General features: G+C 46.2%; 9 protein-coding genes. 7 read left to right on the top strand and 2 right to left on the bottom strand.

Going from position 1 to position 12734, the window contains the following annotated elements; translation table 11 throughout:
• Positions 1-368: 368 nt before the first annotated feature.
• The 3 genes from QUB16_RS31185 (at position 369) to QUB16_RS31175 (ending at position 7493) form a co-directional block, all read left to right on the top strand.
• On the top strand, positions 369-1778 hold the full coding sequence (locus tag QUB16_RS31185; protein ID WP_333322110.1) for an adenylate/guanylate cyclase domain-containing protein: 1410 nt from the start codon (positions 369-371) through the stop codon (positions 1776-1778).
• Positions 1779-2015: 237 nt separating this feature from the next.
• On the top strand, positions 2016-6233 hold the full coding sequence (locus tag QUB16_RS31180; RefSeq protein WP_333322108.1) for a CheR family methyltransferase: 4218 nt from the start codon (positions 2016-2018) through the stop codon (positions 6231-6233).
• A gap of 519 nt (positions 6234-6752) precedes the next feature.
• Positions 6753-7493: an HAD family hydrolase gene (locus tag QUB16_RS31175; RefSeq protein WP_333322106.1), complete on the top strand. Its 741-nt coding sequence runs from the start codon at positions 6753-6755 to the stop codon at positions 7491-7493.
• Between the two features lie 294 nt (positions 7494-7787).
• On the opposite strand, the gene QUB16_RS31170 is transcribed toward QUB16_RS31175, so the two are convergent.
• Together QUB16_RS31170 and tsaD are read right to left on the bottom strand one after the other, a co-directional pair.
• The gene (locus QUB16_RS31170; RefSeq protein ID WP_333322112.1) at positions 7788-8279 is read right to left on the bottom strand and encodes an N-acetyltransferase family protein; all 492 of its coding nucleotides are present in this window, start codon (positions 8277-8279) and stop codon (positions 7788-7790) included.
• A 216-nt stretch (positions 8280-8495) separates the two neighbouring features.
• Entirely contained in the window at positions 8496-9566 is a 1071-nt protein-coding gene (gene tsaD / locus QUB16_RS31165) for a tRNA (adenosine(37)-N6)-threonylcarbamoyltransferase complex transferase subunit TsaD (protein WP_333322104.1), read from the bottom strand.
• Positions 9567-9896: 330 nt separating this feature from the next.
• Here tsaD and QUB16_RS31160 point away from each other — a divergent pair, with 330 nt between their 5' ends.
• The 4 genes from QUB16_RS31160 (at position 9897) to ilvN (ending at position 12588) form a co-directional block, all read left to right on the top strand.
• Positions 9897-10385, top strand: coding sequence for a Photosystem I reaction center subunit III (locus QUB16_RS31160; RefSeq protein WP_333138816.1), 489 nt, complete (start codon positions 9897-9899; stop codon positions 10383-10385).
• 118 nt (positions 10386-10503) lie between these two features.
• Positions 10504-10632: a photosystem I reaction center subunit IX gene (gene psaJ / locus QUB16_RS31155; RefSeq protein WP_106151078.1), complete on the top strand. Its 129-nt coding sequence runs from the start codon at positions 10504-10506 to the stop codon at positions 10630-10632.
• 350 nt (positions 10633-10982) lie between these two features.
• A complete protein-coding gene (locus QUB16_RS31150) occupies positions 10983-11795 on the top strand; it encodes a carbon-nitrogen hydrolase family protein (RefSeq protein ID WP_333322102.1) in 813 nt (270 codons plus the stop codon).
• Between the two features lie 274 nt (positions 11796-12069).
• Complete coding sequence (ilvN, locus tag QUB16_RS31140) at positions 12070-12588, top strand: acetolactate synthase small subunit (protein WP_041622928.1); 519 nt, start codon at positions 12070-12072, stop codon at positions 12586-12588.
• Positions 12589-12734 lie beyond the last annotated feature (146 nt).

Genomic DNA, 12734 nt, shown 5'->3' with positions numbered 1-12734 from the left:
GTCCAAAAAGGACGGGCGGGACGCCCATCCCACAATAACAATTAAAATTGTAAGTTATTTAATTCGCGATCCTTAGTGGTTGACAATTACCAATTACCAATTAGCAATTACCAATTACCAACAATTTAATATGTTCCTGCAGGCAGATGCACCGATCGCACTTTGAATCAAAACCAGTGGCAGCGCGATCGATCTTCCTAAATAAACCTAGCCTTTATGCTGCTAATTTGTTAAGATTTACAAACATCAGGGACATCCGCACAAGTGCAAACTCATCAGCATTCTCAGGCAAAAACAAACTAGACAAGCAAATTACACAAAATAATACTTAGAAATTTCTTGCCATGAGGCTCAAAGGCAAGTGAGTCATGAAAATCGAACTATTAAAAGAAAAATTAGAACAGCTCAAAAAACGTCCCAATTCGAGCAAAGGAACGATCGACCAAATCGAAAACTGGTTAACCGGTTCCCACATTTTGCAGAGATTGAGAATTAATCCTTACTACGTAGCAGGCGATACAGTCAAGAATGTTAAAAAAATTACTTCCGAATTTCTGCACGGAGTGAAAGCCGGTGCCTTCGACTTGCACTGGGATATTCACTGCCCCCACTGCAACATGATTACAGAAGAATTTAAGGATTTGGCAGACACATCAGAAATGTCTTTTTGCCCGATGTGCGAGCGCGAGTTTAAAATTGATTTGCTCGATCGTGTCGAAGTTACTTTTTCCCTGAACAAAGAAATCGAAGACCCGCAACTGCGGCCCGTCTGCGCTCCCCCTCCCGTACTCCAGAGCAAACTGCAACTGGTGACACCTCTCTACTGCACCGAATCAGAGACTGTTAGCTTAGAAAAAGGTCGATACCGCTACTGCTGTCCCCTGACTTTAGCTAAAGGGATTTTAAAGGTTGAAGGCGCAGAAACAGAAGAGATACAAGAAATTCAACTCCAGCAGTTGGCCGGCCCAGATTTCGACAAAAAAGAGCTTGCCGTGCGTCCGGGAAAACTCAAGATAGAATTAACTAATACCGAACACAATTTGTCGGGGCTGATTTTGCATTCAGATGAATTGCCCGATGAATTGAAAGTAGAACAACTGCCCCTGCGGCTGTCAGGAATCCAACTGCTTCATCACCCGGATTACAAGCGTTTGTTCGGCGATAAAGTAATCTCGGAAAGAGAGCGAGTCAAGATTCGGGCGATTACTATTATGTTTACTGATATTACCGGTTCTACCAGAATGTACGAAACACTGGGAGATACTAAAGCTTACAATATTGTGCGCGATCATTTTGAAATTTTCTTTGAGTCGATCGAGAAATTTGGCGGTAAAGTCATTAAAACCATCGGCGATGCCGTCATGGCTTCCTTTATCAGCAACGAACAAGCCATTATGGCTGCCGCTGGTGCTGTAGCCTGTTTGAGAGAGTATAACTCCACTCGCCAAGCACAAGAGTGGATTCAAGTCAGGATTGGCATTCACCGAGGTACGGCTTTGCTGGTAAATCTTAATAATTCGATCGACTATTTTGGATCGACAGTCAACAAAGCCGCCCGCATTCAAAATCTTTCTAAAAGTGACGAAGTTTCGTTTTCCGAAGATGTTTACAGCGACGAAGCATTTTTAACAGCATTAAAAGCTGCTGGAGTCTCCGAAATTCAAAAACGAGTAGAAGATTTAAAAGGAATACAAGGCGCCCAAGTCGCTTATACTGCTAGAATTAATACTGAATCAGTAATCCCGCTGTCTGCTACACTGGTGAGTGAAAAAAGCTAAGTACAAAAGCTGATATACTACTTGGTTATTGCCAGCCTATTGTTGTACTCGCCCCAACAGCAGATAGAATTGTTCGATCGCCCTCAGCTCATGGCTCCCACAGTGTAGCTCATCCTTAAGGGAGCTTCATAATGCCGATTACTTAAGTAGGCTCTGATACAAATAGTCCGAATTACTTAGCCACACGCTTACCAAATATGTTGGCTTTTAAATAACTGAAGTCGAGGACTTCACATTATGACTTCTCCTCAATTATCTCCAGAAAATACACCCGAATCGATCGCACCAGCCGCCCTCGATTGCGAACAATTAGCCGAAACCGAGGCCCCCTTTCCCATTGTTGGGATTGCCGCCTCAGCAGGAGGTTTGGCAGCATTCACGGGGTTACTGAGCCATTTACCGATTGATACGGGTATGGCGTTTGTGCTGATTCAGCATTTAGATCCCAATCACAAAAGTCTGCTGAGCGAGATTCTCGCGAGAACGACGCAAATGCCTGTTAATGAGGTAAAAGACGGCGTAGCTGTAGAACCCAATCAAGTCTACGTTATTCCGCCCAACACCAAGATGGTGGTATGTAAAGGCGTGCTGCAACTATCACCGCGCGAGAAGATTTATGGCAAATATATGCCGGGAGATGCGTTTTTTACCTCATTGGCGATCGATCGCGGGCACAAAGCAATCGCCGTAGTTTTATCCGGGGGAGACGGAGACGGTTCACTGGGGCTCAAGGCAATCAAAGCAGCCGGAGGCATGACTTTTGCTCAATGTCAAGACACAGCAAAAGTTGATAGTATGCCGAATACCGCTGTTGCGACAGGCAATGTCGATTTCATTCTGCCACCGGAAAAAATTGCCGAGGAACTGGGAAACTATAGTCGCAGTCCCCTTCTGACTGGCCCGCTTCCCCTGACAAAAGTTGAGGAATCGCCCGAACAGGGAGATGCCCTGGCAACTATTTTTGCGCTGCTGAAATCCACCACAGGCGTTGATTTTAGTCACTACAAACCCAACACGATCGCTCGACGCATCCAGCGACGGATGGTGTTGTACAAGCTGGAAACCTTGAATGATTACGCCCAACATCTTCGAGACAATTCGGCTGAAGTCACAGCCCTGTATGAAGAAATCTTGATCCACGTTACCAGTTTCTTCCGCGATCCCGAAGCCTTTGAAAAGTTAAAAGAACTGGTTTTCCCCACGATTACCCAAAATAAATCGGCCGAAACTCCGATTCGGATTTGGGTGGCGGGATGTTCGACAGGTGAAGAAGTTTATTCGATCGCCATTTGCTTGTTAGAGTTTTTGGGCGATCGAGTCATCCAGCCATCGATCCAGATTTTTGCCACAGACATTAGCGAACAGGCAATTGGCAAAGCGAGGTCTGGCGTCTACTCAGAAAACCAGATGGTAGATGTTTCACCAGAACGACGTACTGGCTACTTTATTGCCCAAGAAGAAGGTAGCTATAGAATCAGCAAGGCAGTCCGCGAACTGTGTGTATTTGCCAGACAAGACTTAGGTAGCGACCCGCCTTTTTCCAATCTCGATTTAGTTAGCTGTCGCAATGTACTCATCTACTTGGGAGAGTCATTGCAAAAAAAAGTGATGCCCATTTTTCACTACAGTCTTAACCCAAATGGCTTTCTCTTGTTAGGCACTTCTGAGAGCACCGGAAAATTCTCAGACTTGTTTACTTCAGTGGATAAAAAATCTAAAATTTATGCCAAAAACTTGACGGCGACTCGTCCGACTTTTTCGTTTACGCCGAGTTCCTATCCCGTAGCTAAAGCACGTGAACGCCAGGGAGTGAAGGAAAATTTGACAAATAGCTTGGATTTACAGCGAGAAACAGACCAACTGATTTTGAATCGCTATGCCCTAGCAGGTGTGGTTGTCAACGAGCTCATGAACATCCTGCAAGTGCGGGGAGACATCAATCCTTACTTGAGACTGGCCTTCGGAACGCCCGACTTAAACTTGCTGACAATGGCAAGGGAAGGCTTGCTGGTTGAGCTTCGCACCGCTATTTATCAGGCACAAACGCAGAACGTGACCGTTAGGAAAGAAGGGGTATCGGTTGTTGAATCGGGCGGACGATCGAGTATCGTCAATTTTGAGGTGATTCCCTTCGGGCCACAGGCGGTCGAAGGACGCTACTTTTTGGTGCTATTTGAACAGGCTTCACCCCCGGTGCTTAACCTCACCACCCTCCCTTCTGAAAGCTTCGAGCACGCTGATTTAGTGCGCGAAATTGAGCTGCTGAGGCAGGCACTTGCAACCGCTTACCAAGACAAAACTGCGGTGCAAGCGCAACTCCAAGCGGTGATCGAGGAACAGGAAAATCTCAACCAAGACATCAAAATTGCCAACGAAGAAATCCTCTCGAGCAACGAGGAGTTGCAAAGCACCAACGAGGAGTTAGAAACGGCCAAAGAAGAGATTCAAGCCACTAACGAGGAACTCACTACCACTAACGAGGAACTTCGCAGCCGAAATATTGAACAAAGCCTGGTCAATAACGATCTGATAAATTTGCTTTCGAGTATCAATATCCCTATCTTAATGCTGACAAACGATTTACAGATTCGACGCTTTACGCCAACGGCACAGCAAATTTTTAGTGTGATTCCCACAGATGTTGGACGACCCTTTAGCGACATCCGCTCAACTCTGAACGTTCCTGACTTGGAACAGATGATTTTGGAGGTGATTGATACTCTCCAGACGAAAGAACAAGAAGTTCAAACTTTATCGGGATATTGGTACAACCTCCGCATTCGTCCTTACCGGACAACGGAAAACCAGATTGACGGTGTGGTGATGGTTTTGCTCGATATTGATGCTCTTAAACGCAGTGCCAGAACCTTGGAGGAAGCCCGAAATTATGCTGAAACCATTGTGGAAACTGTGCAAACGCCTTTAGTCGTCCTAGATGCTAATTTCCGAGTGAATAAAGCAAATCGCTCGTTTTATGAAATGTTTCAGGTGTCACCGTCAGAAACAGCAAAATATTCGCTGTTTGAGCTAGGCAACGGGCAGTGGAATATTCCCCAATTGCGATGGATTTTGGAAGATATTCTGGTGAGTGATGTTAAGCTTGAAAACTTTGAGTTGGAGCACCTGTTTGACCAGATAGGGCAGAAAATCCTGCTGCTGAATGCTTGTAAACTTGAACGAGAAGACCAAGCTTTAATGATTCTGTTGTCGATCGAGGATATCACAGAGCGCAAGCAGTTTGAGACAGTACGATCGCAGTTATTACTGCATGAACAGTTGGCCCGCCACCAGGCAGAAACAGCCAACCGCAGTAAAGATGAATTTCTGGCGAATCTCTCCCACGAATTACGCAATCCCTTGACTCCGATCCTGGGCTGGGCACAAATTCTGCGTTCCGGGAAACTGAAGGAACCAGCCATTACTAAGGCTCTAGAGGTGATCGATCGCAGCGCGAGGGCGCAATCTCAGTTAATCGAAGATATCCTGGATATTTCCCGCATTACCAGTGGCAAGCTTCAACTGTGCATTTGTCCGATCGATCTGCGGTTAGCGGTGGAAGCTGCGCTGGAGGGGGTTGAATTATCAGCCGAGGCAAAAAACATTCAAATTGTTTCGCAGTTGATTTCTACGACTGTTTTAGGGGATGCCCATCGCTTGCAGCAAGTTGTGTGGAATCTTCTGTCTAATTCGATTAAGTTTACTCCGGCGGGGGGACGAGTGGAAATCATCCTATCGGCGATCGAGAATCATGCTCAACTTCGAGTCAGCGATACGGGAAAAGGCATTGGGGCACAATTTTTGCCGTATATTTTCGATCGTTTCCATCAAGGCGATTCCAGCAGCGTTAAAGAGAATCAAGGGCTGGGATTGGGTTTGTCGATCGTGCGTCACCTGATTGAATTGCACGGGGGAACGGTGCAAGCCGAAAGTCCGGGTGAGGAACAAGGAACTACAATGACTGTGAGATTGCCGTTGCGCTCGCTACCTCAAGAGTTGAAATCGGCGATCGATTTAAAGTCAACTGCTTTGGTAGAACCTTTAAACGCCTCTAGCGATCGCGTCCCCTCTCTAAAAGGCTTGCACATCTTAGCCGTAGACGATCAGATAGATACGCGCGACTTCTTACAATTTGTGCTTGAAGGCTACGGAGCTGAGGTTTTGGCAGTTGCATCTGCCAGAAGTGCGATCGCTGCTTTGACTGAAAATCCCGGCAAATATGACGTGCTAATCTCCGATCTCGGAATGCCAGAGGAAGATGGGTTTTCCTTAATTCGAGAAGTGCGAGCTCTTGCTGCGGAAGCCGGAGGAGAAATCCCAGCGGCGGCGCTGACTGCCTATGCGGGCAATAAAGAACGCGAAATGGCGATCGAAGCTGGTTTTCAAAGGCATATTGTTAAGCCGATCGAGCCGGTTGTACTAGGATTAATGGTGGCTAATTTAGTAGGACGATTTTAAATATTTTGTATGATATCATGTCCGGTCGATCGATCCTAATATCCGGCCGGGGCGGGTTTATTGAATTTGGGATTTGTGTTGAAGATCAGGGTGAACCCGCCCCTACAGAAATCATGTCAATTGATCGTGATTCTTTGAGGGGCGGGCGATGCCCTGAGTGTAGTCGAAGGGTTCACCAACAATACCTGCCAATAATTGACAATCTCAAAAACCCGCCTCGGCCACTGATATGATCTCCGGTCATCGAGCGCGATTTTCGTAGGGGCGGGTTCACCAACAATACCTGCCAATAATTGACAATCTCAAAAACCCGCCCCGGCCGCCATATTATGGTTCAATACTCTTCTGTAGGTGGGCTCCGAGCGTAGCGCACCCTCCGTTTCACGGGCCCAACCTACGCACGATCGGTTTTTTTCACACTAACCCAAGCGTATTGTATTATGGTTAATCGATCGCACATGATATTGTAGGGACACAACATTGTTGTGTCCTGATATAAATATTACGGAGTTCAGATTCTTGGTAACTATTAAATGTCGGGGCATTACCTTCTCTAATATCCAAGCCGTAATCTTTGACAAAGACGGCACTCTAGAGGATTCTCAGGAGTTTTTGAGATTGTTGGGGATGAAGCGATCGCGCCTCGCAGACGCTCAAATTCCGGGCGTTGGAGAGCCTTTACAAATGGCTTTCGGCATCGAACCTGGCAGCATCGACCCCACGGGTTTGCTAGCAGTCGGTAGCCGCAGGGAAAATGAGATTGTGGCGGCGGGATACATCGCCGAAACCGGCAGGGGATGGCTGGAATCTTTAACTATTGCGCGCCGCGCTTTTGACGAAGCTGACGAAATGTTTAAAAATAGTGCTGTTTCTCCTTTATTTGTCGGCAGTTTGGAAGTGCTGAAATATCTTTCGGAAGCTGGTTTAAAACTGGGAATTCTTTCGGCTGCTACAACAGAATCGGTGCAGAAATTTGTGAAACACCACGCATTAAGCGAGTGGATTCAGTTAGAAATGGGAGTTGATTCAACGCTTCATAAACCAGATCCGAAATTGTTTTTGCTAGCTTGTGAGAAACTCGGAGTAAATCCCGCAGCAACTTTGATGGTGGGAGATTCAGCGGGCGATATTCAGATGGGTAAAAATGCGGGCGCGGCTGGCTGTATCGGGATTTGTTGGGGAAAGGCCGAGGTTAGTCATTTGGAAAATGCTGATGTGGCGATCGCATCTTTGGATGAAATTACAATTTTAGCAGATTGAGCAAACATCGCATCAATTCCGGTGGCACCGGAATAGATATCAATTCCTACAGAGATGTTGCAGCATTGTAAATAATCCTTTTATGAACAGGCTTTCCGGCCTGTTCCACAAGAGATGAATTTTCTTGTGGAACAGGCCGGAAAGCCTGTTCTTGAGAATGGTGCAACATCTCATATCGCAGCCTTGTCAATAATCCTTTTATGAACAGGCTTTCCGGCCTGTTCCACAAGAGATGAATTTTCTTGTGGAACAGGCATCTTGCCTGTTCTTAAGAATGGTACAACATCTCAGTTCCTACAGACAACGCAAACCCAGAATTACGACATCTCTTTCAAGGCCGTCAAGTTCGGCAACTTGTGGCAGATATCCCCACCGCTGAAAGCCAAATTTCTCAAACAATCTTATACTCGGCTGATTGTGAGCAAAAATTATTCCTATGAGAGTTTTAAGCTTCAATTCTGGACTCCGCAGAATTGCCGATTGCAATAAATTTTGTCCGATTCCGCAGCGTTGGCGATCGGGTGCGACGTAGATGCTAACTTCTGCTGTATGCTGATAGGCAGCGCGGCCGTAGAAAATCTGCAAACTCAGCCAGCCAACAATATTTTGTTCTGATTCCATTACCCAAATCGGCCAGGAATTGGGAGAGTGTTCTCTGTACCACAGAAGGCGGCTTTCGACTGAGACTGGTTTTAAATCTGCTGTGGCCATTCTGCCCGGTATTGCTGCGTTGTATATTTGCACAATTGCTGGCAAATCGCTTTCTTCTGCGTCGCGGATTTTCATCGTTGGGTTGACTGTTGACTGTTGACTGTTGAGCATAGAATCTGATCCCCCCTAACCCCCCTTAATAAGGGGGGGACAAGATTCTTCTCAAAGTCCCCCTTCTTAAGGGGGATTTAGGGGGATCGAGATATGTACAACTTCACATTAAATTGGTATTAACTGTCTTCTGGTTACCAAGCAGAGTCTGGGAACTAGGAGACAAACTTATTTTTACTACTACAAATTGTACAGTTCCATAATATCGCTGACAGCCATTCTTGAATTTGCTCCCAAAGTCAGGGGCGATGTGTGTCCTCGCTGCAAGTGTTCTGCCGCCGCACAGCCAATCATTGCTGCGTTGTCTGTACAATATTTTAATGGCGGAAACAATACCCGCAAGTTGTGTTTTCCTGCGGCTGCTTGTAAGTGTTTTCGGAGTCCGCTGTTTGCTGCAACTCCCCCACCCACTACAATAGTGCTAAGCCCGAAATTTACGGCACAGTTGATCGCTCTTTTTGTTAAACCCTTAGCTACAGTTTCCTGAAAGCTGGCCGCAATATCATTAATTGTAGAGGCAGGCAAGATGCCTTCCTCACCCACATTGTTATTTTGTTTCTTGAGTTTCTGCACTAATTGCAAAACTGCGGTTTTCAAGCCGCTAAAACTACTGTCGTAAGGATGGTAGCCGCCACCGGGCAAGGAAATTCTGCCTTCTGGTAGAGGGTATGCTTGGGGATTGCCAAGGGCGGCCAATTTGTCAATCAGCGGCCCGCCGGGATATCCTAGCTGCAACAGTCTCGCGACTTTATCAAAAGCTTCGCCGGCGGCGTCGTCGCGTGTTTGTCCTACTGTTTCATAAACGCCGCAATCTTTGACGTAAATGAAGCTAGTGTGTCCCCCGGAAACTAACAAACACAAAAACGGTGGCTGCAAGTCTGGTTCGGTAAGGTAAGAAGCGTAGATGTGCCCTTCGAGGTGGTGGACGCCTAAAAAAGGTTTTTGATGGACTATTGCCAAGCTTTTCGCCGCTGTCAGCCCGACTAACAATGCACCTACTAAACCGGGGGCACAAGTCGCTGCAATGCCGTCAATTTCTGACCAACTCAGGTTTGCTTCACCGAGACACTGGGCAATTACCTGATTGAGCATTTCTAGGTGACTCCGCGAAGCCACTTCGGGCACTACCCCACCAAACTGCTCGTGGATTTTAATTTGTGATGCTACAACATTGCTGCAAACTTGACGATTCTTAACAATTGCTGCTGCTGTTTCGTCACAACTTGTTTCGATTGCGAAAATGGTTGCCATTAACTGCTAATTTTATTTGATAGGTTAGTTATTGCTAGCTTAACTAATTCGGCGCAAGTCCCCCGCTCAACCTGTACTCAGGTTATTGTTAAGGGATTTTTGCCCGATCGACAGGTAAGGCCATCATCTGATGCCATGAAGGAATATCCTCGCGGTATTGCTAGCTCAGCATTGACCTATGAAAACGGGAATCCCTCATTCTATTGGGCTTTGCCGCATTAATGGTGGATACTTTACACTGTCAACAAACACGGTAATCTGGATTCCAGATCGGCAAGTTGAAATGCTTGTACAAAAACTTATTGTTTTGTAACAAAAGGAAACAATTCCATGCGACGATTGTTTGCTGCAATTTTAGTGTTGAGTGTCTGGATCAGTTTTGCTCCAGTTGCTTCGGCTTACAATTTAGTGCCGTGCAAAGACTCTCCCGAATTCAAGGAACTGGCTAAAAATGCACGTTCAACCAATGGCGACCCGGCATCTGCGAAAGCAAGATTCGATCGCTATTCTCAAGCTATGTGCGGCCCGGAAGGATACCCGCACTTAATCGTAGACGGCAACTTGAGCAAAGCAGGGGACTTTTTGATTCCTAGCATACTGTTCTTGTATATGGCAGGTTGGATTGGTTGGGTAGGCCGTTCTTATCTGCAAGTTACCAAAAAATCCGCAACCCCAGAGGAAAAAGAGATTATTATCGACGTTCCTTTGGCAATCAAATGTATGCTGAGCGGCGTTTTATGGCCTCTGGCAGCTCTCACATCAATCACCAGCGGTGAAATGTTTGCCAAGGACGACGAAATTACTGTTTCCCCCCGCTAAAATTGGGAAATGGAGAAAAGCTAATAGCTAACAGTTAAGTAATTAACTAGAAATTAGCAATTAGCGCGCTTACCGATCGGCAATTACCAACTGTCTCGAATTTTCAGGAGCAGAATTCATGCAATATTTTGTCAAGTTTCTTTCGACCGCACCAGTATTGGCTATCCTTTGGCTATCTATTCAAGGCGCGGCTTTAATTGAATTTAACCGCTTTTTCCCCGACCTGCTTTTCCATCCGATGCCTTAAGATTTGAGGCAAATTAGGTTGCAAAACCTAGGAGAAAAAGTTGAGAGTTTTGAGTTTTGAGTGATGAGTTACCGGTTAATTTAAAGCTCAAATATCAAAACTCTCAAACTCTATAGCATTTCTCAGTAACATGAAGCGAGCATAGGGCATAGGGCCTAGGGCATAGGGCATACCTCACAACGGTTGAAAACTTCTATAACAGTTGGGTGAAGACCAGCGCACACTAGGGAAAAAGCCCAGAGTCTCAAATATTTAGTTATTCAATTAGTTTCTAATGACAACTGACAACTGACAACTGACAACTGACAACTGACAACTGACAACTGACTAATGACTAATATTTGGAATCGATGAAGTCTTATCTCGCCGCAGCAATTCAAATGACTAGCTTGCCTGACCTGCAAAAAAATTTGGTTCAGGCAGAGGAATTAATCGACCTGGCAGTGCGTCGGGGTGCGGAGTTAGTTTCCTTACCAGAAAATTTCTCGTTTATGGGCGAAGAGGAGGAAAAGATTGCTTCAGCAGAGGCGATCGGGCTCCAAAGCGAAAAATTTCTCAAAACGATGGCCCAACGATTCCAGGTAACGATTCTGGGCGGCGGATTTCCAGTGCCGACGGAGGGGGGGAAGGTATACAATACTTGTTTGCTGGTAGACCCAAACGGCACGGAAGTGGCAAGGTACAGAAAAGTACATTTGTTCGATGTGAATGTGCCAGACGGCATTACTTACAGGGAATCGAACACTGTGAAAGCTGGTGAAGATTTGCCGCCTGTTTATGTGTCGCCGGATTTGGGGACGCTGGGACTTTCGGTGTGCTATGACGTGCGGTTCCCGGAAGTGTACAGGCATTTGTCGTACAAAGGGGCCGATATTTTGTTCGTGCCGGCGGCGTTTACCGCTTACACTGGCAAGGATCACTGGAAGGTTTTGTTGCAAGCTAGGGCGATCGAGAATACTTGTTATACGATCGCCCCTGCACAAACTGGTCGCCACTACGGCCGCCGTCAAACTCACGGTCACGCGATGATTATAGACCCTTGGGGTGCCGTTTTGGCGGATGCTGGAGAGGAACCGGGTGTGGCGATTGCAGAAATTAATCCCGATCGACTAGAACAAGTCCGCCGCCAGATGCCGTCGCTGCAACACCGGGTTTTTCTTTGAAGGAATTTTGAGACCAATTGGTCTCAAAATTTCGGAAATTAATCCCGATCGACTAGAACAAGTCCGCCGCCAAATGCCCTCACTGCAACACCGGGTTTTTCTCTGAAGGATTTTTGAGACCAATTGGTCTCAAAATTTCAGTCCCCGTCAGGGACAACACCTGAAGAATTTTGAGCCAAACATATTGTTTAATGAAGGTTCAATGACCGTGCACTTCTGCTAAAAGGCGAATTGGCGAAAGTAGAATTGCACGAAATGCGTCTTTTTTGAAGAAATGAAACACACTCTTTCGGTTTTAGTTGAAGATGAAGCGGGTGTCCTCACTCGAATTGCTGGTTTGTTTGCCCGTCGGGGTTTTAATATTGAAAGTCTCGCCGTTGGCCCGGCGGAACAAGGGGGAGTGTCTCGGATTACGATGGTTGTACCCGGAGATGACCAAATTATCGAACAGTTGACAAAGCAACTGTACAAGTTGATTAACGTGCTTAAAGTTCAGGATATAACGGAAATTCCCTGTGTGGAACGGGAGTTGATGTTGCTGAAAGTTAATGCTGCTAGCGGGACGCGATCGGAGATAATTGAGTTAGCTCAAATTTTTAGAGCGCGAGTGGTGGATATTGGTGATGATACGCTGACATTAGAAGTTGTCGGAGATCCCGGTAAAATGGTGGCGATCGTCCAGGTTCTGAATAGATTTGGGATTAAGGAAATTGCTCGTACTGGGAAAATTGCCCTGACGCGGGAGTCGGGGGTAAATACTGAGTTTCTCAAGTCTTTGGAAGCGAAAGTTTAAGTCAGGAGTCAGGAGTCATTAGTCATTAGTCATTAGTCATTAGTCATTAGTCAGAAAGGGGAGCATCTGAGTTTTGCATTTACAGTGCGAGCGTCCCCGCTCGCGTATTGTACAATACGCGAGCGGGGACGCTCGCACTACAATAA

It is taken from the genome of Microcoleus sp. D3_18a_C4, from assembly GCF_036702415.1.
Classification (GTDB): Bacteria; Cyanobacteriota; Cyanobacteriia; order Cyanobacteriales; family Microcoleaceae; genus Microcoleus.
This window is presented reverse-complemented; position numbering and strand designations above follow the sequence as displayed.

What these genes read in the sequence shown, in the direction of transcription:
- QUB16_RS31185 (WP_333322110.1), top strand. Translation starts at nt 369, where the DNA reads ATGAAAATCGAACTATTAAAAGAAAAATTAGAACAGCTCAAAAAACGT.
- QUB16_RS31180 (WP_333322108.1), top strand. Translation starts at nt 2,016, where the DNA reads ATGACTTCTCCTCAATTATCTCCAGAAAATACACCCGAATCGATCGCA.
- QUB16_RS31170 (WP_333322112.1), bottom strand. Translation starts at nt 8,279, where the DNA reads ATGAAAATCCGCGACGCAGAAGAAAGCGATTTGCCAGCAATTGTGCAA.
- tsaD (WP_333322104.1), bottom strand. Translation starts at nt 9,566, where the DNA reads ATGGCAACCATTTTCGCAATCGAAACAAGTTGTGACGAAACAGCAGCA.
- QUB16_RS31160 (WP_333138816.1), top strand. Translation starts at nt 9,897, where the DNA reads ATGCGACGATTGTTTGCTGCAATTTTAGTGTTGAGTGTCTGGATCAGT.
- psaJ (WP_106151078.1), top strand. Translation starts at nt 10,504, where the DNA reads ATGCAATATTTTGTCAAGTTTCTTTCGACCGCACCAGTATTGGCTATC.
- QUB16_RS31150 (WP_333322102.1), top strand. Translation starts at nt 10,983, where the DNA reads ATGAAGTCTTATCTCGCCGCAGCAATTCAAATGACTAGCTTGCCTGAC.
- ilvN (WP_041622928.1), top strand. Translation starts at nt 12,070, where the DNA reads ATGAAACACACTCTTTCGGTTTTAGTTGAAGATGAAGCGGGTGTCCTC.